Source organism: Rhodocyclus gracilis (assembly GCF_009617575.1).
GTDB classification, from domain to species: Bacteria; Pseudomonadota; Gammaproteobacteria; order Burkholderiales; family Rhodocyclaceae; genus Rhodocyclus; species Rhodocyclus gracilis.
Genome location: NZ_WIXJ01000001.1, coordinates 526,542 through 547,186, shown reverse-complemented (window position 1 = coordinate 547,186; position 20,645 = coordinate 526,542). Strand labels below are relative to the sequence as shown.

Below are 20,645 nucleotides of genomic sequence, written 5' to 3'. Positions count from 1 at the left end.
GAGGATAAGTTGTCCGGGGAAATACTTCCAGAGGAAGTTTAACTGCCTGATTTTTCTTTACAGTCGATTTGATAAGTAGCGATGCCGTGTGTGAGTGTCGGGTGTTACCCGAGCACATTCGACAATGGGCGGCGAGAGGAAGTGAGCTTCGTGACGTGTCATCCATGGCGCTGTCGTCAGTCGTGGCATACGGGGTATGCAGTACCGGTAAGTCGGTATTTTCTAACTTATATGAAATGAGTATTAAATTTTTCGCATCCAGACGTGCTATTTTCGGCGGTTAGCTCCCGGTCACGGTTCTGGTGGTTCGCATGTTTCGTCGCCCTTTGTTGCAGCATCAACTCGTCGTTGCCGGAACGTATCTGTGTCTGGCGTTGCTGGCACAACGCGTCTTTGCGACGATCGATGTCTGGCCCGCTGCGGGCGCTGCCGTCGCCGCCTCCCTGCTGTTTGGCGCGCGGATCTGGCCGGCGATCGTGCTGGGCAGCTTCTTTTCCGTACTCGCCCATTTCTACGCCATCGGCCGTCCGCTGTTTTCGTCTGCGTCGGTGCTGATTGTTCTGGCGACGGTCGGCGGGAATGTGCTCGCCTCCTTGCTGGTCGTGCGCCTGTGTGGCCGGGTGCGTCGTTTGTCGTCGTCCTTTGGTCGTCTGCGCTGGGTTTTGCGCCGCTTCTTGCCGGCGATGTTCGCTTACGGGCTGGTGTCGGCGCTGGTGGGCGTCAGCGTGTATTGGTGGCTGGGCGAGCCGTGGTCGATCAGTTATGCCGAGGCGCTGGCGTGCTGGACCTTCAGCAGTTCGGTCGGCGCACTGATCATGGCGCCGCCATTCATCGCCAGCGTCTGTCAGCGCTATCCCCGGCGTTCGTGGCGCGAACTGACGCCACACGCGCTGGCGACGCTCGGCCTGCTGGCGCTGGCCTGGGCGATTTTTGGTCCGGGCACGGCGCAACTCTCGCCGGTGCTGCAACAGTCGGTCTTCATCTATCTGCCGCTGGTATACGTCGCGGTGACGCGCAGCCAGACCTTCACCTTCCTGTTTCTCGCGCTGACCTACTTCGTGGTCTGGTTTGGCACGAGTCGCGGCTACGGGCCTTTTGTTTCGTCCGACACGCTCATGAGCGCGGCGTCGATGGAGGCGTTCATCGGCATTTCGGCGGTGATGATCCTCATTGTGCAGGCGATGATGAATGCGCACCAGCGCACCCTGAAGCGGCTGAAAGCGTCGCTCGCCGAAAACGAGCAGCTGTTCTCCGAACTGCGTCAGGAGCAGCACGCCCTGAATTCGCTGAACGCGACTCTCGAACAGCGCGTCGCTACGCGTACGGATGAGCTGCGCGCGCTGAACGGCAAGCTGGAGGCGTTAAGCCGCATCGACGCATTGACCGGCATTGCCAACCGTCGCCACTTCGACGAGGTGCTCGCCCGCGAGTGGAGTCGCGCGGCGCGCGGTGGGCAGCCGCTCGGACTCGCGCTGCTCGATGTCGACTGGTTCAAGCGCTACAACGACTGCTACGGCCATCAGGCGGGCGATATATGCCTGCGGCGCGTCGCGCGGGTGCTGGCGGCGACGGCGAAGCGCGGTGGCGATCTGGTGGCGCGTTATGGCGGCGAGGAGTTCGCCTTCGTCGCGCCGGCGGCCGATCTGGCGAACATTCAGCGCATTGCCGAGGCCGTTTGCGCGGCGGTGCGCGATCTGGCGATGCCGCACGAACTCTCCGAATTCGGCGTCGTGAGCGTCAGTATCGGCGTCGCCGCCTTGCTGCCCGGCAAGGGTGAGCGGCCGGAGGCGCTGTTGCGGCGGGCGGATGCGGCGCTGTATCAGGCCAAGAACGACGGGCGTAATCGCGTCGTTGCCGACGTGCTGGCGCCTTGCGTGGCGTCAGGGCGGGACGGGAAGTCGGACGATACGGCGCCTTTCGACGTCAGCGCCCTGAGTTGGCGCGACAGCTATCTCTCGGGCAACGCCTTGATCGACCGCCAGCACATCGCGATTTTCCAGTGCGCCAACGATCTGCTCGACGCCAGCGTGTCCGGGCGTTCGTCGGATGAGATTGCACAGATCGTCCTGCGCCTGCAGGGCGAGATCGCGCAGCACTTTGCGGATGAAGAGGGGGTCTTGCGCGGTGTCGAGTTTCCCGGACTCGACTCGCACGCGGCGGAACATGCGGCACTGCTGGCGCGGAGTGATGGTCTGGCGCAGGACTATGCGGCGGGGAAGGTCGGCGTCAGTGCGCTATTTGATTTCGTCGTGCACGAGCTTGTCTCCCGGCACGCGTTTACGACTGACCGTGCCTACCATGCGTGGCTGGGCGGCAGCGGTCAGTCGGTGTTGGCGAGTTAGCGCATGCTGCCCGTCTTCAGGTAGCGGCTGTGCCAGGAGAGGGCTTCGTCGAGGATGTGCGGCGTTTGCCGACCCGAGGCCTGCTTCATCGCGCGCTCGTAGTAGTCGTGCAGCGCCGGACGGAAGTCCGGGTGCGCACACTTGTCGATGACGACCTTGGCGCGTTGCTTCGGCGACAGGCCGCGCAAGTCGGCCAGACCTTGCTCGGTGACGAGCACCTGTACGTCGTGTTCGGTGTGGTCGGTGTGCGAGACCATCGGCACGATGCAGGAAATGCTGCCATTCTTGGCTTGCGAAGGCGTCAGGAAGATCGACAGATAGGCGTTGCGCGCGAAGTCGCCGGAGCCGCCGATGCCGTTCATGATCGAGCTGCCCATGATGTGCGTCGAATTGACGTTGCCGAAGATGTCGGCTTCGATCATGCCGTTCATCGAGATGACGCCAAGACGGCGGATCACTTCCGGGTGGTTGCTGATCTCTTGCGGGCGCAGCAGGATCTTGTCGCGATACAGCGCCATGTCGGCGTTCAGCTCGGCCAGTGCGTTCGGGCTGAGCGAGAAGGCAGTCGCCGAGGCGAAGTCGAGCTTGCCGGACTTGATGAGGTCGAGCATGCCGTCCTGCAGCACTTCGGTGTAGGCGGTGAGGTGTTCGAAGGGGCTGTCGTTGAGACCGGCCATCACCGCATTGGCGATGTTGCCGACGCCCGATTGCAGCGGCAGCAGGTTGGCCGGCAGGCGGCCCATCTTCACTTCATGAGAGAGGAATTCGATGACGTGGCCGGCGATGCGGCGCGAGTCGTCGTCCGGCGCCGTAAACGGCGTGTTGCGATCAGGCGCGTTCGTTTCGACGACGGCGATGATCTTGCTCGGATCACAGCGCAGGTAGGGTTCGCCGATGCGGTCGCCGGGGCGAACGATGGGGATCGGCTGACGGTTCGGCGGCAGTTGCGTGCCGTAGTAGACGTCGTGCATGCCTTCGAGCTGGGCGTTTTGCCAGGAGTTGACCTCGAGGATCACCTTGTCGGCCTGGTCGAGCCAGGTCTTGTTGTTGCCGACCGACGACGAGGGAATCAGGCGGCCGTCTTCGAGGATGCCGGCGACTTCCACGACGGCGATGTCGAGCTTGCCGAGAAAGCCGAACCAGACGAATTGCGCGACATGCGACAGGTGAATGTCGATGTACTCCATTTCACCGGCGTTGATGCGTTTGCGGCAGGTGGGGTCGGACTGGTAGGGCAGACGCATCTCGACGCCGTCGACACTGGCCAGCGCGCCGTCGAGTTCAGGCGCCGTCGACGCGCCGGTCCACACGCCGATGCGGAATTTCTCGCCGGCTTCGTTCGCCGCCGTAATGCGGCGCGCCAGCGCGGCCGGAATGCTCTTCGGATAGCCCGAGCCGGTGAAACCACTCATGCCCACATTGACCCCTGAGGAAATCAGGGCCGCCGCTTCGTCGGCGGACATGATTTTGTTGCGTAGTGCGGCGTTCAGGACTCGAGATGCAGAAGACATGGCGTGGGTTCCTCGCGATCAAAGCCGCGAAGTAGATCGCATTAGGCGTTTTCCCGTCAAGTCGTCACGGCCTTTTCGGGCGCCTGCAGGGCTTCAGTGTCGGTTGTGTGACACAGGGGGCCGCTGGCGCGGCGGGTCGGGCGGGCGCATCTGCTATCCTGCCCGCCTTGGCAGCGAACGAGGATGGCATGGCTAAATTGCTGGTGTTGATGGCTCTGGCAGGGCTTCTGATTTACTGGTGGCGTAGCCGTCGGCCGCGTGGCGCGGTGCCGCCACCGCGTGTGCGCGGCGCCGAACGCATGGTCGTCTGTGCGCATTGCGGCGTGAACGTGCCGGAGAGCGAGAGCGAGCGCGTTGGCGGGCAGTTCTATTGCACGCCCGAGCATCGACGCCGCGATCATCCGCAAGATCCGGCGGGTTCTTGAGGTGGCGCCACGCATGCCCGCCGGACACGCCACGCCTGACAACCCGAACGCGCAGACGCCGCTCGCGCCGTCAGAAGGCAGCGCCGTCACGGAGGCCCCCCTTGTGATCGACGCCGCCGGCTGGTTGTCGGGCGGGCGGCGTGTTGAATCGCCGAATGCCGACGAACGGCCGGCGGGAGAGGCGATCTGCCTCGCCGTCATCCACGCCATCAGCCTGCCGCCCGACGAATTCGGCGGCGACGACATCCTGCGGCTGTTTACCAACACGCTTGATCCGGCGGCACATCCCTACTTCGCCGGCATCGCCCACTTGCGTGTCTCGTCGCATTTTCTGATCCGGCGCGATGGCGAACTCATTCAGTTCGTCGCAACCACCCGCCGCGCCTGGCATGCCGGGGTGTCGAACTGGCAAGGACGGTCGCGCTGCAACGATTTTTCGCTCGGTATCGAACTGGAAGGCGGCGACGCCCATCCGTTCACCGATGCCCAGTACGCTGCCCTGCGCCCCTTGCTGCGCGCCTTGGCGGAACGTCATCCTGTGCAGGCGCTGGCGGGCCACAGCGACATCGCGCCGGGGCGCAAGACCGATCCGGGGCCGTATTTCGAGTGGCCACGGCTCGTCGGCACGGGGATTCCACCGCGGCAGTGCTAGCCGCGAGTCCGTGCCATCGCACCACCGCCTCTGGACGCTAAGCTTTTTTCGCGATGAAGCGGCGAATCCGCTCGACGGCTTCGCCCAGTCGTTCCACCGAGGTCGTCAGCGCAAAGCGCAAGTGGCGTTCGGGGCGGTGGCTGCCAAAGTCGAGCCCCGGCGTGACGGCGACGCCGGCTTCTTCGAGCAGTTCGTGCGCGAAACGCTCGCTGTCGTTGGTGAGCGCACTGCAATCGGCGTAGAGGTAGAAGGCGCCATCCGGGCGCGCGGTGATGCGAAAACCGAGAGCTTCCAGCGCGGGCGCCATGAAATCGCGGCGGCGGCGGAATTCAGCGCGGCGTTCTTCCAGAAGCACAATCGTCTCCGGCGCGAAGGCGGCCAGCGCCGCGTGCTGTGCCGGCGTTGACGGCGCGATGAAGAGGTTTTGCGCCAGCTTTTCGACGTCGCGCACATAGGCGTCGGGAACGACCAGCCAGCCCAGTCGCCAGCCGGTCATACCGAAATACTTCGAGAAGCTGTTGATGACGAAAAGGTCATCGCCGAGCGCCAGCGCCGTCGGCGCGTCGCTGTCGAAAGTCAGACCGAGATAAATCTCATCGACGATCAGTGCCCCCCGGCGGGCGCGGATGAAGTCGGCGATGGCGGCGAGCCGTTCCGGTTCGATCAGCGTGCCGGTCGGGTTGGCCGGCGTGGCGAGCAGGGCGCCGACGCTGCGCTCGTTCCAGTGCGCGGCGAGATCATCGAGCGTCGGCTGGAAGCCGTTCTCGGCACCGACCGGAATGCCGACCGGTACGCCTTCAAAACTGCGCACGAAGTGCCGGTTGCACGGGTAGCCGGGGTCAGTGAGCAGCCATTCGCCGCCGGGGCTGGCCAGACAGGCGAGTGCCAGCAGCAGCGCGCCTGAGGCGCCGGCGGTGACGACGATGCGTGAAGCCGCGACGTCGACGCCGTGATGCTGACGGTAAAAATCGGCAATCGCCTGCCGCAGCGCCGGCAAGCCGAGCGCCGGCGTATAGAAGACGCGGCCGTCGGCGATGCTCGCCTGCGCGGCGGCGATGATCGGCGCCGGCGTCGGGAAGTCCGGTTCGCCGACTTCGAGGTGGACGATGTCGCGCCCTTCGGCTTCCAGCGCTTGTGCGCGCGCCAGCAACTCCATGACGTGGAAAGGCGAGATATCAGCGACGCGCGGGGCGGGAAAAGAGGGCGCTGCCGGCGGCGTTGCCTGAGAAGGACGTGATGCCATGCGAGTCTCCACAGGAGAAAGTGGAACGCCGCTGCCACCGGAGCCGCGCAAGGGCGGTGGTCGGAGGCAGCGGCGTAAATGGTGTGAACGGCGTGGTACGAACAGCGAGTACGAGCAGCTTGGCGCAGCAGCGCGTACTGGTAGCGCTTACGAGTGGTGCTTAAGTACCGCGTGCCGCAGCTCCGGCCAACGCGCAGGCGCCGGCCGGAGCAAGGAGGGGCTTAGCTCGCCTTCTTCGGGAAAGCCAGTGCGAAATAGTCGCGGATCAGGCGCAGCTGTTGCGGCGTCTTCGCCCCGATCTTGTCGAACCATTCGGCGTGGCCGGCGAGTTCGGTCGTCCATTCGGCCGGGTCGATCTTCGTCAATGCAGCGAACTGTTCTTCGCTGATGTCGAGGCCGCTCCAGTCGATGTCGCTGTAGTGCGGCAGGAGACCGAGTTCGCCCTGTTTGGCACCGACGCGACCACGCACGCGGTCGACGACCCACTTCAGGACGCGCATGTTGTCACCGAAGCCGGGCCACAGGAATTCGCCCTTCTCGTTGGTGCGGAACCAGTTCACGCAGAAGATGCCGGGCGCTTCATCGATCTTGCGGCCCATCTTGATCCAGTGCGCGAAGTAGTCGCCCATGTTGTAGCCGCAGAAGGGCAGCATGGCGAACGGATCGCGGCGGACGACACCTTGCGCGCCGAAGGCGGCGGCGGTCGTTTCCGAACCGAGGGTGGCGGCGAGGTAAACGCCGAAGTCCCAGTTGAAGGCTTGTTGCACCAGCGGTGCCGTGGTGGCGCGACGGCCGCCGAAGAGGAAGGCCGAGATCGGCACGCCCTGCGGGTTTTCCCAGTTGGCGTCGATCGACGGGCATTGCGACGCCGGCGCGGTGAAGCGCGAGTTGGCGTGCGCTGCCTTGCGGCCGGTTTCCTTGCCGATGGCCGGCGTCCAGTCCTTGCCTTGCCAGTCGATCAGGTGCGCCGGGGCTTCCTTGGTCATGCCTTCCCACCACACATCGCCGTCGTCGGTCAGCGCGACGTTGGTGAAGATGATGTTTTCCTTCAAGGTCGCCATGGCGTTGAAGTTGGTCTTCTCGGAGGTGCCGGGCGCTACGCCGAAGAAGCCGGCTTCCGGATTGATCGCGTAGAAGCGCGTGACGCCGTCGGCGTCGGTCTGCGGCTTGATCCAGGCGATGTCGTCGCCGATGGTGGTGATCTTCCAGCCGTCGAAGGTCTTCGGCGGAATGAGCATGGCGAAGTTGGTCTTGCCGCAGGCGGACGGGAAGGCGGCGGCGACGTAGGTCTTTTCACCGGCCGGCGATTCGACGCCGAGGATCAGCATGTGTTCGGCCAGCCAGCCTTCTTCGCGCGCCATCGTCGAGGCGATGCGCAGCGCGAAGCACTTCTTGCCGAGCAGCGCGTTGCCGCCGTAGCCGGAGCCGTAGGACCAGATTTCGCGCGTCTTCGGGAAGTGCACGATGTACTTGGTTTCCGGGTTGCACGGCCAGCGCGAGTCTTTTTCGCCGGGTGACAGCGGGGCGCCGACCGAGTGCACGCAGGGAACGAATTCGCCATCGGCGCCGAGCACGTCAAACACGGCACGGCCCATGCGCGTCATCGTGCGCATGTTGACGACGACGTAGGGGCTGTCGCTGATTTCGACGCCGACGTGCGCGATCGGCGAGCCGAGCGGCCCCATCGAGAAGGGGATGACGTACATCGTGCGGCCGTGCATCGAGCCCTGGAACAGGCCGTTCAGCGTGCCGCGCATCGTTTCCGGGTCTTCCCAGTTGTTGGTCGGGCCGGCTTCTTCCTTGGTGTCGGAGCAGATGAAGGTACGGTCTTCGACGCGCGCGACGTCGGAGGGGTCCGACCAGGCGAGGTAGGAGTTCGGACGCTTTTCCGCGTTCAGGCGGATGAACATGCCGGCGTCGACCATCTCGCCACAGAGGCGGTCGTACTCCTCTTGCGAACCGTCGGCCCAGACAACGCGTGCCGGTTGCGTCAGCGCGGCGATGTCGGCGACCCACTGGATCAGTCGGCGGTGTTTGACGTATTCAGGAACGTTAAGTGAAACGCTTGGATTCATGACATGCACTCTCAATGACAGGACGGAAAACAGGACTCGTCGCGGGCGGCGCACAGTGCGGTGCGGCCGGGGGGCGTCGGAGGGTTCCGGCGGGCTCCGGTCGGAGAAAAGCGTCGGTCGCGGCGGGCAAAAGCGGAAAAATTCGGCCCGGCGGATGCGGGAAAATGAGGCAAGACCTGAGTGGCGGGGCGTAGTCGGCGAAGCTGCTGGCCCCGTTTTTGGGGGTGAAAGAGGCGGCGATTATCCCACAAATCGCCGATGTGCCGAGTTGCCCGAATGGTTTCGCGAACGCCTGATCGCGTCGCCGGGCGCGGCAGGGTGTCGCCATTACCCGGTTTGCCGTAGTCGGAAACTCTGCGAAGGCTGTATTGGCGGTGGGCCTTGCGCTGGCTAGAGTGGGCCGTCGGGCTTCGCCATCGGGGTCGCCGCCCGTTTTTGTGGAGCGACCATGACAAATTCGCCGCTCTTTCTGCGCACCATCCGGTGCCAGCCGCCGCCTGAGTTCGCCGCCTCGCCGTTGGGGCGTGTTGCCTTGCGCTCCGCCACGCCTGCCGCACGACCGCCCGATGATCGACATTGAGGCCGTCGAGAGCGGGCAAACGGTGCGTAGCGCGCTGAGCCTCGCCTTGCTGACGGGGCGTCCGGTGCGCTTGCGCCACATTCGCGCACGGCGGCAGACGCCGGGCTTGCGCCTCGGGGATCTGGGAGGCATCGAGGCGGCGGCGCGTATCGGCCAGGCCGAGGTCACCGGGGCGATGGCCGGATCGCAGACGCTGAGCTTCGCGCCGCGTCGCTGCGTGGCGGGGGATTACTCGTTCTCGGTGCCGGCGCAGGGCTCAGCGGTGTCCTTGCTGCTGTCGCTTCTTCTGCCCCTGAGTTTCGCCGGTTCGTCCTCGCGCCTCCGGCTGGCGGGCGCGACGCATGCGCCGCATAGTCCGTGTTACCAGTATTTCGCCGAGGCCTTGTTGCCCTTGCTGGAAGACGCCGGACTGCGGGTGAGCGCGCAGTTGCTGCGCGCGGGCTTCAGTCCGCGGGGCGGCGGCATGATCGTCGCCGGCATCCGTCCTGTCACGCGTCTGGCGGCGCTGAAAGTGCGCACGCGCGGTGCCTTGCTCGGCGTGCGTGGTTACGCGGTGGTGGCCGGGCTGGATCGCTCGGTCGCCGAACGTCAGCGGGCGCGGGCGTTGCGCCGACTGGAGCCGCTCGGCGTGCCGTTGAGCATCGAGCCGTGCCTCGTGCCGGCGGTTTGTCCCGGCGCCTTTGTCGTGCTTTTCGCCGAGTTCGAACACAGCCAGCAGTGCTACTGGGCCTCCGGCACGCTCGGGCGCAACGGCGATGCCGTCGCCGACGAGGCGGCCGAGCAGTTGCTGACGCACGTTGCGGTCGACGGGGCGCTGGACCCCTGGCAGGCGAGCCAGCTGGTGCTGCCACTGGCGTTCGCGCAGGGGCGTTCGAGCTTTTCGACCTGCCGCATTACGCCGACCTTGTGCGATGAGGTGGCGCTGTTGCGCGAATTTCTTGCGGTTGACGTCGTTGTGCGCGGACGCGTCGGCGAGGCCGGGCAGGTGCATGTGCAGGGCGCCCGGCGCGAACGCCCGCCGCCGCTCACCGGCAATCGGGGCAAGACAGCGCCGGCGACTCACGCTGCGCGCCGCTCCGCGGCCGAGGCGGGCGCGGCGATCGTGGCCCCGGAGACAATTGCGGCGTCCGCTGCGCTTTCGTCTTCTGACGACGTTTCGGCATTACTCCCCGCTGCCGGATGACGCATGGGCTTCGTGTTCGCTCCGCGTGTCCGGTGGGGGGGCGGCGTATGCCGGGGGTGCGGTTTTTGTAGTGAGTGGGGAGTGTGCGGTGCGTGCTGTGTCTGCGTCTTCTGCGTTGTTGGCGGGGGGCACGGGCCCTGCCGGCGGGGGAGGGCACCAGCGCTGCGACGAAGAGGGCTGAGCCATCGCTTCGTGCGTGTCATCCCCCCGCAGGGGAGGCGTTGTCGATGTGTCCGTCGCCAAGGCCGTTGCCGGCGCTGGTGCGGAATCGGACAAGACGGGGTCGTTTGCCGGGGCAAGCGGCACGGCGATAGCCATCACCGTCGCGCAGGGTGCGCCGGGGAGCGGCGTGGAGAGGGGCGTGGCGAGCGGCGCGACGGTGTTGCGCGGGTGGGCAAAGCGCAGCCCGCCGCCGGCGGCCTTGGCGGCGTACATGGCGTGATCGGCGCGGCGCAAGAGTTCGTCGCCGCGGCTGTCGGCGACTTCGTCCGCCGCGAAAATGCTGACGCCGACGCTACTGTGAATCGGCACCGCCGTGGTGTCGATGAGGATGCCCGTCGCCAGACGGGAGATGATCTTGTCGAGAATCTGGGCGATGGCGTCGCGTTCGTGGATGTCGCAGAGGATGATGCCGAATTCGTCGCCGCCCAGTCGCGCCACGGTGTCTTCCTTGCGTACGCCCTCCTGCAGGCGCCGTGCCGTGGCGCACAGCGCCAGATCGCCCGCCGCGTGGCCGAAGCGGTCGTTGATCGACTTGAAGTTATCGAGGTCGAGAAAGGCGACGGCAAAGGCCTTGCCGTGCCGCACGGCGCGCGCGCAATGCTGCGCCAGACGGTCGAGGAAGAGTGTGCGTCCGGGCAGCCCGGTCAGCCCGTCGATATTGGCGAGTCGTTCCAGACGCGCCAGCGCGTCATGCACAAAGTCATTTACCGGGCGACCGACGCCGACCAGAAAGGCTGGCTCGCCGTCGCTATCGACGAAAGGGCGAATCGTCTTTTCTTCGTGGAATATCTCGCCGTCCTTGCGCCGATTGGTGAATAGCGCGCGGAATTCGCGCCCGGCGAGAACGGTGTTCCATAGCTCGGCATAGAAACTCTCCGGGTGCAGCCCCGAGCTGATCAGGTGGGCGGGCTGGCCGAGCGCTTCGCTGCCGGTGTAACCGGTGAGCCGCTCGAAGGCGCGGTTGACATGGCGAATGACGCCATCGCGGTCGGTGATCATCAGCGATTCACTGGCGGCGGCCATGCGCTGGCGGAAGCTCTCCAGATCGTCGTGCAGGGCGGCGCCGTCTTCTGAAGTACGAGGTTCGTCTATCGGCATGCGTCTCTCCTCGCGGCTGGGCGCGCACGGCTGGCGCGCCCTCGATGGTACGGACTGCATTGGCGCCGACTATAGCGAGAGGAAATGTTCATGGAATATACCGGCAAGTGTTGATACGGGCTGTCGGATATGCCGTAGTTCGCAGCGTCTTTGGCGTTCGGCGCATGACATGGCGGGCGTCGTTGGGCTTGGGGCGCTGGCGTGGCGGAGGCGCTTCAGGCGGTCGTCAGGCCGTTGCGGATGGCGTATTTGGTCAGCTCGGCGACGCTGTGCAGGTCGAGTTTGCGCATGATGTTGCGGCGGTGGACTTCGACGGTGCTGGTGGCGATGTGCAGCGTGCCGGCGATTTCCGGCGAGGTGCGACCGTCGGCGAGCAGTTGCAGGACTTCGCGTTCGCGCCGGCCAAGGCGTTCGCCGTTGATGCGTTGCGTCGGCTTGCGGCCGCGTACGCTGTCGACGACGATGGCGGCGACTTCCGGGCAGATGTACGTGCGGCCTTGCGCCAGCGAGCGGATGCCGCGCAGCAGTTCGTCGCGCCCGGCCGACTTGACGATGTAGCCGCTGGCGCCGGCGTCGAGCATTTGCAGGACGATGCGGCGGTCGGAGAAGGTCGACAGGGCGAGCACGCGGATGTCGGGGTGATCGCGCAGCAGGCGGCGCGTGACTTCGATCCCGGAAACGAGCGGCAGGCCGATGTCCATGACCACGACGTCCGGCTTCAACTCGCGCGACAGGCGCAGCGCTTCGTCGCCTTCGCTGGCTTCGCCGATGAGGGCGAGGTCGTTTTCGCGTTCGAGGACGCTGCCGAGTGCTTCACGCAGGATCTTGTGGTCGTCGACGAGCAGGACGCGGGTGGTCATGGGGTTTCCTCCGGAAAGTGTGTGCTGCTGTCGCCCACGGGAATGGTGAGGGTGACCGTCGTGCCGTCACCAGGGGCGCTGTCGACGTGCATTTGTCCGCCGAGAAATTCGACGCGTTCGCGTACGCTCAGGAGGCCGAAGCTGGCGTGCTGCATGAGATCGTCGACCGATTCCGGGTAGTTGAAGCCGTTGCCGTTGTCGGTGACGGAAACCGTGATGTTGGCGCCGTCGCGCAGGCAGTTGAGTTCGGCGACCTGTGTGCCCGAGTGTTTGGCGACGTTGATGAGCAGTTCGCGCACGGCACGGAAGAGACTGGTGCGGGCGGGCTCTTCCAGTGGCTTGTCGGCGCCGTCGTCGTCGATGCGCACGGCAACGCCAAAGACGCGCTCCATCTCTTCGGCCAGCCATTCGAGTGAGGCGCTCAGGCCGAGCGTCTGCAGGATGGGCGGGCTCAGTTGCATCATCAGCGAGCGCACCGAGCGGTTGGCCTGGTCGATCAGCGATTCGATCTCCTTGAGCGGAGTGCGCATCTTGCCGCGTCGTTCGCTGTGATCGAGCGAGCTGAGCTTGATCTTGACGATGGAGAGCACTTGCCCGAGATCGTCGTGCAGATCCTGCGCCAGCGCGCGGCGTTCGCGCTCTTCGGCGAGCGACAGCTCGGCGGCCAGTGCCCGCAACTGGCCGGTGCGGCTGGCGACGCGTTCCTCCAGCGTTTCCGCCATGCGCCGCTGCGCGACGGCGGCGGCCTCGGCGTTTTCCTTGCTGTCGTTGATGTCGGCGTAGGTGACGATGACGCCGTCGATCTGGCCGTCGCTGGTGCGCGAGGGGTAGATCTGGCGCAGCCACCAGCGTTCGTCGGAGAGGCGCAGTTCGCGCGCGCGCGGGCTCTGGCCGGCGAGCGCGGCAGCGGCATCTTCGGCGACGCCGTGGCCGATGCAGTCGGGTGAGATGTCGGTCACCGGTCGCCCGTAGTCACCGGCGAGCAGCTTGCACAGATCGCGCACGGCCGGCGAGAAGCAGCGGATGCGCAGATTCTGGTCGAGGCGCAGCGTGGCCAGGCGGGCATTGATGAAGAGCAGTTCGGTCTCGCGCCGGCGGGCGTTCAGACTCTCGATACTGGCGTGCAGTTGCTGGTTCTCGACTTTCACTTCCTCGTTGATGGCGCGTATTTCCTCTTTGCCGCTTTCGAGTTCCTCGTTGATCGACTGCAATTCTTCGTTGATCGAGAGGACTTCTTCGTTGGCGACCTTGAGGTCTTCGTTGGCGCTTTCGAGGCGTTCGACCGTCAGGTCGAGTTCTTCGTGAACGCTTTTCAGCTCTTCTTCAAGCTGACGGATCTGCGCGCTTTCGCTGTGTTCCTGCTGCGCTTCGGCGAGTTGCGCGCGGTGTTCGAAGACCACCAGCAGCAGCGCTTCACCGCCGGTGTTGCTGCCCGCCGGGCTGACGGTGATGCGCACCGGCTGAAAGCCCGTCGCCTGCTTCAGGCGGGCGCTGACACGGACGCTCTTGCATTCGGCGATGGCCCGGCGCAGCGCGTTACGCAGCGGTGGGCGCAGGCCGTCGCGCGCCAGCGTCAGCACATCGCGCGTCGGCGTGCCGCGCGGGCGGTTGAGAAACTCAAGGGTCGCCCCGCTGAAATAGAGTGCCTCGAACTTGTCGTTGACGAGGACGGCGGCGGGCGAGAAGTGGTCGAGGATGAGTTGCTCGGCGAGCGCTTCGATACTGCGCCGGGAGGACGAGGTGCGTGGTTCCGGCAAGGTTTCGAAGACGCCGTCGCCGCTGCGCTGCGGAATGCTCTCGGCGTGCTGAAAGATGCGCCAGCGCCGCGAGATCGGCAGGAAGATGTCTTCCTGCTGGCCGACCGATTCGGCGTTGCCGAGAAACAGCGTGCCGCCCGGACGCAGCGCGAAGTGAAACTGCGATAGCACCCGTTGCTGCGTTTCGCTGTCGAGATAGATCAGCAGATCGCGGCAGCAGATGAGGTCGAGGCGGCAGAACGGCTGGTCGGCGAGTACGTTGTGGGCGCCGAAAACGACCGATTCGCGCAACTCGCGGACGATGCGCAGGTGCTGACCGTCGTCGCTCGGATGAAAGTAGCGTTCGGCCCAGCCTGCTGGCAGCAGCGCCGCGATGCCGCTCGGGTAGGTGCCGCGCCGCGCGGTTTGCAGGGCGGCAGCGTTGACGTCGGTGGCGAAGACCTGCACGCCGCGCGTGCTGCCCTGCTCGCGCAGGACTTCGCGGGTGAGGATGGCAATCGAGTACGCCTCTTCGCCGGTCGAGCAGCCGGCGACCCAGATGCGCAGCGGTTCGTGCGTGGCGCTCAGGGTGGCGAGCGGCATCAGCACTTTTTCGCGCAGTTCTGCCCAGGCGTCGGCATCGCGCAGGAATTCGGTGACGCCGATCAGCAGGTCCTGGTAGAGCGCGTCGGTTTCGCGCGTGTCGCGCTTCAGGAGGCTGGCGTATTCGTTCCAGCGCAGGATGCCGCGCAGCCCCATGCGGCGCTGGATGCGGCGGATGAGTGTGCCGTGCTTGTAGCCCGCGAAGCTGTAGCCGCGCTGATTGCGCAGGCGCGTCAGGATGTCCTCGACGGCGCCGGCGATCTTGGCGATCGGCGGCAGCGAGTGAGGGCCGTCAGTGTAGGGATGGCGGGCGTAGTCGAGGAGGACGCCCGGCATTTCGGGGATCGACAGCACTTCGCTGGCCAGTCCGGTGGCGATGGCGCTGCGCGGCATGGTCGGGTAGGTTGCCGTTTCGGGCGATTGCACGATGACGATGCCGCCACTCGCTTCGATCCGCTTCAGACCGATGGCGCCGTCGGCACCGCCGCCGGAGAGAATGATGGCGATCGCCCGGTCGCCGCGGTCCTGTCCGAGCGAGGCGAGAAAGCGGTCGATCTGCAGGTCGCTCGATCCTTGGCGCCCCTGCGCCTGCAAGCGCAGCGCACCGTCGACGAGCTGGATGGTCGTGTGCGGCGGCGTCGTGATGACCTCGTTCGGGCGCGGCCGCATGCCGTTGACCGCGACGCGCACCGGCATGGGCGTGTGGCGCGCCAGAATGTCGGCGCCGGCGTTTTTTTGCTCGGGCGCCAGATGCTGGACGACGACGAAAGCGATGCCGCTGTCCGCCGGCATGCAGTCGAAAAAGGCGCACAAGGCCTCCAGCCCGCCCGCCGAGGCGCCGATCCCGGCGATGCAATAGTCGTTGGCGAAGTCGCCCGTTCGCTCCGTGATGAGCGGCGAGCCGCCACTTTGCTCGTTTGCCGATGCGTCGTTCGCGCGCGCGTCGGCGACGACAATCGCCGGCAGGGTTTCGGCGGAGACGAAGGCGAAGGCCGACGCCGGGGCACAGGCGTTTGTCGCGTGGGCGGAGTGCGTGGATGGCTTGACCGGGGCCGCGAATGCCGTGCCTGTCGGCAGGGCATCGCTGAGGCCGGAATCTGCCTGCCCGCCCTGTTCGTTCGCCGACGGCGTGTGCGCCGCCTGCCGCGGGCGTTCTGGCGCGGCGATGTCATGGCCCGGATCACTGTCGCTCACAGCGTCGGCAACAGCGGCGGCATCGCTGCCCGCTCCTTTCGCTATCTCCTGCACGCGTACTCCTTGTGCTCAGTGGTCAGGCGCCGCAGCGGCGCTGCCCGGCTGATGAATTTCCGGGCGGCTCCCCCTCGACGATGGCATTAATACTCTGTTACGTCATGCAGGAATCCTAGCGCATCGTGCGGGCGGCGGCGTTACTTGAAATCGGGTAATTCCGTGGGGCGATGGCTCGTCTGGGCAGGCACGCAATACGTCGCGCACTCCCGTGCTCGCATGTACTCGCGCGCGCCGGGTCTGTCTGCCGCGCGCCGTCTGCACGGCCGGGCGGGGTGGGGCGGTGGGCTGTCTGGCGTGGCGCCCGAGTTGTTCAGATGCCTCCTGAGATTGATTTCTCAACAGACTGATTGTTATTGTCTTTTTTTAATTTCGCGGAAAGGGGGGTAGAATCGGCGCCACGTTTTACATGCTGGGAGATTTACATGCGAGTCAAACTACTGACCGCGGCGGTGCTGGCACTCGGCCTCAACGTAGGCGTTGCCGGCGCGGCGCAGGACGCGACGAATACCTCGGCGCACAAGAAGGCCAAGCCCTCCGTCAGCAAGCCGCACGCCAAGGCCAAGGCGCCCGCCAGGGAGCAGGCAAAAGTCGCCACCTCCGCGAAGGTGCACGCCAAGCATGCGAGCAATGTGCGTCCGGTCATCGCCAGCCCCGCCGACAGTGGTTCGGCGAGCCGCCTCGCGACGCGCGATTCGACGGTTTCCGTGCAGTCGGTGTCGGCGCTGGTGGTCGATCAGGGCGGCGGCGTCATTTTCGAGAAAAACGCCGATGTCGTCGCGCCGATTGCGTCGATCACCAAGCTGATGACGGCCATGGTCGTGCTCGACAGCGCGCCGGACATGCAGGAAACCATCACCATCACCGAAGACGATATCGACACGCTGCGCGGCAGCCGCTCGCGTCTGGCGCCGGGAACGACGCTGACCCGCGAAACGGCTTTGCTGCTCGCCCTGATGTCCTCGGAAAACCGCGCCGCACACGCGCTGGCCCGCCACTACCCCGGCGGCATGAGCGCCTTCGTTGCGGCGATGAACCGCAAGGCGGCGTCCTTGGGGATGAAGTACACCCACTTCTCCGATCCGACGGGGCTGACCAGCGAGAACGTCTCCACCGCCCGCGATCTGTCGCGCATGGTGTCGGCAGCGGCGCACTATCCGCAGATTCGCGAGTTTTCGACGACGGCGAATGCCACGGCGGAAATTCGTGGGCGCAGCATGGAGTTCAACAACACCAACCGTCTCGTCGCCAGCAATAGCTGGGACATCATGCTGTCGAAGACGGGGTATATCCAGGAAGCCGGCAAGTGCCTCGTCATGCAGGCACGCGTTGCCGAAAAGCCGGTGGTGATCGTTCTGCTCGACTCCGCTGGCAAACTGACGCGCATCGGTGACGCCAACCGCATCAAGCGCTGGATGGAAGGCTCGTCCGCGCAGCGCAAGGCAACGACGCGCGCCTGAGCGCCTGATCTGCGCGCCTGATCGTATAGGCAGTCGGTGTCGCGGGCGCCCGTCGAACGGGCGCCTTTTTTTTGTGACGGGTGTGTCGGAGTGCGTCGTGTGCGGCGTCCATCGCTAACCACGCTGACGTGCTATCTGCGATGCACCGGTTTCACGCGCGCTTGCTCCGTGCTCAGCCGCGTGTTTGCGCTCTGGACGCGTTCCAGTAAAGGCGCGGCGCAGATTCAGGCGAGGCGCGTCGGGGCGGGCGGGCGATAGCCGAGCGCCTGCGAGATCGCCTGCGCGCAGGACTTCACCTGCGCCGCCCAGCGGGCGTCGTGGCGTTCGCTCGGCGCCGAGACCGAGAGGCCGGCAATGACGTGCCCCTCGTCGTCACGGATCGGTGCGGCGACGCAGCGCAGACCGATTTCCGCCTCTTCGTTATCGAAGGCCAGATCGTGCCGGCGAATCCAGTCGAGTTCGCGTTCCAGCGCCGCTTGCGTAGTCAGCGAGTGCGGTGTCTTTCCCGGCAGACCGCTGCGGCGGGCGTAGGCGAGTACCGCGTCGGCACTGTCGGCGGCCAGAAAGAGCTTGCCGAGCGAGGTCAGATGCAGCGGTGCGCGGCCGCCGACGAGGTAGACCACACGCAGCAGCGCGCGACCACCGGAGGTGCGTTCGATATAGATGATTTCGTCGCCGTCGCGCACTCCGAGATTGACGGCTTCGCCGATGCTTTCGTGCAGGCGTTCCATCAGCGGGCGGGCTACGTCGCGGATCGACAGGCGCGCTTTGACGACCGCGCCCAGTTCCAGCAGGCGAATGCCCAGCGCGTAGGTGCCGCCCTCGTGCCGCTCGACGAGACGTGCGCTGGCCAGCGAGGCGAGAATGCGGTGCGCCGTCGACGGGTGCAGACCAGCGTGTGCGGCGAGTGCCTTGAGACTGGCGGGCGACGGCAATTCAGCCAGCGCGGCGAACAGGGCCGAGGTCCGTTCGATCACCTGAATTGACGATTTCTCTGTGGCCTGCTCAGTCATTTCCCACCCTGGTCGTGCGCCGGCTTGCACCGTGTGCGGCTTTCGTTTTCACGGTCGGCAGACTACCATAGCGCCTCCGCGGAGCCCGCTCTGCCTTCATTCGCCGCCGTTTGTGCGGCGCACTAGCTTACCATCATGCGCGTTGCCCTGTTCGTTACCTGTCTTGTCGACCTGATGCGTCCGAGCGTCGGTTTTGCCACCTTGCAGTTGCTCGAAGACGCTGGTTGTTCCGTCACGGTTCCCGACGGGCAGACGTGCTGTGGACAGCCCGCCTACAGCTCCGGCGACCGTGCTGTGGCGCAGCAACTGGCAAAGAAGGTGATCGCCGAGTTCGAGGGCTTCGATTACGTCGTCGCGCCCTCGGGTTCGTGCGCCGACCACATCCGCAACGCGTATCCGCTGCTGCTGGCGGACGAAGACGACTGGGCGGCGCGGGCGAAGGCGCTCTCCGCGCGTGTATTCGAACTCACCGATTTCTTGTGTACCGTACTCAAGGTGGACACCGTCGCCGGCCGCTTTGCCGGCAGTGTCACTTACCACGACTCGTGCAGCGGCCTGCGCGGGTTGGGAATTCGCGAACAGCCGCGGCACTTGCTGTCGAAAGTGCCCGGCCTCGAATTGCGCGAGATGACGGCGGCCAATGAGTGCTGCGGTTTCGGTGGTGCCTTTTCGCTCAAGTTCGGCGATCTGTCGGCGGCCATTGCCGCGCGCAAGTGCGGCAACGTGCGTGCGACGCAGGCCGACGCCATCGTCGGCGGCGATCTGGGCTGTCTGCTCAACATCGAAGGCCGCTTGCGGCGGGAAGGCGACGAACAGACGCGCGTCCTGCACGTGGCCGAAGTGCTGGCCGGCGTCGATGGCGTCGAGCACGGCGCCGACGCAGCGACAGGCGGCGCCAAGGGCGTCGCCGGCGGAGGAGCTCTCTGATGCGCCAGCAATCGATGCATTTCGCGGCACGCGTGGGTGAGCGGCTGGCCGACGTCAAACTGCAGGCCAACCTGAAAACCGCGAAAGGCAAGTTCGTCGACATGCGGGCGGCGGCGGTGCGTGCCTTCGACGCCGACGCCAAGGCGTGCGCGGCGGCGGCCGGGCAGGCCGATGCCATCGATTTCGAGGCGGTTCGCGACGCGGCGCAGGCGATCCGTAGCAAGGTCATCGACGATCTCGACGTCTGGCTGGAAACCTTCGAGGCCAAGGCGACGGCGGGCGGTGCGACCGTGCTGTGGGCGCGCAATGGCGCCGAAGTCTGCGCGCACACGCTGGAGATCGCGCGTCGCCACGGTTTACAGAAGGCGATCAAATCGAAGTCGATGCTCTCGGAAGAAGCGGATCTCAACGCTGCCCTGGAAGCCGGCGGCGTGCAGCCGGTCGAGACCGATCTTGGCGAATACATCCTGCAGATCGCCGGCAACGAAGCGCCGTCGCACATCATCGCGCCGGTGATTCACAAGAACCTCGACGAAGTCGCCGATCTCTTTTCGCGCACGCACAAGAAGCCGCGGCAGACGGACATTCCGGCGCTGACGCGTGAGGCGCGCGAGGCGCTGCGCGAGCATTTCCTGTCGGCGGACATGGGCATTTCCGGCGGCAATTTCCTGATCGCCGAAAGCGGCGGTGTCGCACTCGTCACCAACGAAGGCAACGGCCGCATGGTGACGACCCTGCCGAAGGTGCACGTGGTCATCACCGGCATCGAGAAAGTCGTGCCGACGCTCGACGATGTGGCGACGCTGCTGCGCGTGCTGACGCGCTCGGCGACGGGGCAGTCGATTTCCAATTACGTCTCGCTGCTTACCGGCGTCAAGGGCGAAGGCGACCCGGACGGCCCCGAGCATCTGTATTTCATCCTCGTCGACAACGGCCGCAGTACCCTCCTCGACGACGATTTTCGCGACATGCTGCGCTGCATCCGGTGCGGCGCCTGCATGAACCATTGCCCGGTCTATCAGACCGTCGGCGGTCACGCCTATGGCTGGGTCTATCCGGGGCCGATGGGTTCGGTGCTGACGCCCATGTTCACCGGGCTTGAGCGCGCGCTCGACCTGCCGCAGGCGTCGACGCTGTGCAACCAGTGCGGCTCGGTTTGCCCGGTGCGCATTCCCCTGTCGCAGTTGCTGCGGACGCTACGCGAACGGCAGACAACTCGCGGTTTGCGTCCGTGGTCCGAGCGACTGGGCGGCAAGGCGTGGGCCTGGCTGGCGATGCGCCCGGCGTTTTACGCGCGCGCCGCCCGCCTGCTGTCGCGTTATCTCGGCTGGCTGGCAGGCGGCGAAGACCGCATTCGCGTCTTGGGTCTCGCGCCAGCGTGGACGCTTGGCCGCGATCTGCCGGCACCGCAGGGCGGTACCTTCCGCGACCGCTACGCCGCGCGCCGCCGCAATACTCAATAAAACA

The 20,645-nt window shown here is 65.8% G+C and carries 14 protein-coding genes; 7 read left to right on the top strand and 7 right to left on the bottom strand.

Annotated elements, in window-relative coordinates:
* Positions 1 to 311: 311 nt before the first annotated feature.
* The gene (locus GHK24_RS02415) at positions 312 to 2,342 is read left to right on the top strand and encodes a sensor domain-containing diguanylate cyclase (RefSeq protein WP_153468369.1); all 2,031 of its coding nucleotides are present in this window, start codon (positions 312 to 314) and stop codon (positions 2,340 to 2,342) included.
* Here GHK24_RS02415 and GHK24_RS02410 read toward each other — a convergent pair.
* Complete coding sequence (locus GHK24_RS02410) at positions 2,339 to 3,853, bottom strand: acetyl-CoA hydrolase/transferase family protein (protein ID WP_153468366.1); 1,515 nt, start codon at positions 3,851 to 3,853, stop codon at positions 2,339 to 2,341. The two genes, GHK24_RS02415 and GHK24_RS02410, sit on opposite strands and share 4 nt — an antisense overlap.
* Positions 3,854 to 4,041: 188 nt before the next feature.
* Here GHK24_RS02410 and GHK24_RS02405 point away from each other — a divergent pair, with 188 nt between their 5' ends.
* Positions 4,042 to 4,278: a PP0621 family protein gene (locus tag GHK24_RS02405; protein ID WP_153468363.1), complete on the top strand. Its 237-nt coding sequence runs from the start codon at positions 4,042 to 4,044 to the stop codon at positions 4,276 to 4,278.
* Between the two features lie 13 nt (positions 4,279 to 4,291).
* Positions 4,292 to 4,930 carry a 1,6-anhydro-N-acetylmuramyl-L-alanine amidase AmpD gene (ampD, locus tag GHK24_RS02400; protein WP_153468360.1) on the top strand — a complete coding sequence of 213 codons (639 nt, stop codon included), beginning with the start codon at positions 4,292 to 4,294 and terminating at the stop codon, positions 4,928 to 4,930.
* 37 nt (positions 4,931 to 4,967) lie between these two features.
* On the opposite strand, the gene GHK24_RS02395 is transcribed toward ampD, so the two are convergent.
* Together GHK24_RS02395 and GHK24_RS02390 are read right to left on the bottom strand one after the other, a co-directional pair.
* Positions 4,968 to 6,173 carry a pyridoxal phosphate-dependent aminotransferase gene (locus GHK24_RS02395; protein WP_153468357.1) on the bottom strand — a complete coding sequence of 402 codons (1,206 nt, stop codon included), beginning with the start codon at positions 6,171 to 6,173 and terminating at the stop codon, positions 4,968 to 4,970.
* A gap of 221 nt (positions 6,174 to 6,394) precedes the next feature.
* Positions 6,395 to 8,248 (bottom strand): phosphoenolpyruvate carboxykinase (GTP), encoded by a 1,854-nt coding sequence (locus GHK24_RS02390; RefSeq protein WP_153468354.1) that lies wholly within the window; start codon positions 8,246 to 8,248, stop codon positions 6,395 to 6,397.
* A 566-nt stretch (positions 8,249 to 8,814) separates the two neighbouring features.
* Between GHK24_RS02390 and rtcA the strand changes: the two genes are divergently transcribed.
* Complete coding sequence (gene rtcA / locus GHK24_RS02385) at positions 8,815 to 10,011, top strand: RNA 3'-terminal phosphate cyclase (RefSeq protein ID WP_153468351.1); 1,197 nt, start codon at positions 8,815 to 8,817, stop codon at positions 10,009 to 10,011.
* On the opposite strand, the gene GHK24_RS02380 is transcribed toward rtcA, so the two are convergent.
* The 3 genes from GHK24_RS02380 to GHK24_RS02370 all read right to left on the bottom strand — a co-directional run bounded on the left by GHK24_RS02380 (position 9,991) and on the right by GHK24_RS02370 (position 15,778).
* Positions 9,991 to 11,331 (bottom strand): diguanylate cyclase domain-containing protein, encoded by a 1,341-nt coding sequence (locus GHK24_RS02380; RefSeq protein ID WP_194286353.1) that lies wholly within the window; start codon positions 11,329 to 11,331, stop codon positions 9,991 to 9,993. The two genes, rtcA and GHK24_RS02380, sit on opposite strands and share 21 nt — an antisense overlap.
* Before the next feature lie 215 nt (positions 11,332 to 11,546).
* Positions 11,547 to 12,191 carry a response regulator gene (locus GHK24_RS02375; RefSeq protein ID WP_153468345.1) on the bottom strand — a complete coding sequence of 215 codons (645 nt, stop codon included), beginning with the start codon at positions 12,189 to 12,191 and terminating at the stop codon, positions 11,547 to 11,549.
* Entirely contained in the window at positions 12,188 to 15,778 is a 3,591-nt protein-coding gene (locus tag GHK24_RS02370; RefSeq protein WP_153468342.1) for a CheR family methyltransferase, read from the bottom strand. Before GHK24_RS02370 ends, GHK24_RS02375 begins: the two co-directional genes overlap by 4 nt.
* A gap of 425 nt (positions 15,779 to 16,203) precedes the next feature.
* Between GHK24_RS02370 and pbpG the strand changes: the two genes are divergently transcribed.
* Positions 16,204 to 17,238, top strand: coding sequence for a D-alanyl-D-alanine endopeptidase (pbpG, locus tag GHK24_RS02365; RefSeq protein ID WP_153468339.1), 1,035 nt, complete (start codon positions 16,204 to 16,206; stop codon positions 17,236 to 17,238).
* A 224-nt stretch (positions 17,239 to 17,462) separates the two neighbouring features.
* On the opposite strand, the gene GHK24_RS02360 is transcribed toward pbpG, so the two are convergent.
* Entirely contained in the window at positions 17,463 to 18,251 is a 789-nt protein-coding gene (locus GHK24_RS02360; RefSeq protein WP_153468336.1) for an IclR family transcriptional regulator, read from the bottom strand.
* Positions 18,252 to 18,386: 135 nt separating this feature from the next.
* Here GHK24_RS02360 and GHK24_RS02355 point away from each other — a divergent pair, with 135 nt between their 5' ends.
* Positions 18,387 to 19,178 (top strand): (Fe-S)-binding protein, encoded by a 792-nt coding sequence (locus GHK24_RS02355; RefSeq protein WP_153468334.1) that lies wholly within the window; start codon positions 18,387 to 18,389, stop codon positions 19,176 to 19,178.
* A complete protein-coding gene (locus tag GHK24_RS02350) occupies positions 19,178 to 20,641 on the top strand; it encodes a lactate utilization protein B (protein ID WP_153468331.1) in 1,464 nt (487 codons plus the stop codon). Before GHK24_RS02355 ends, GHK24_RS02350 begins: the two co-directional genes overlap by 1 nt.
* Positions 20,642 to 20,645: the final 4 nt, after the last annotated feature.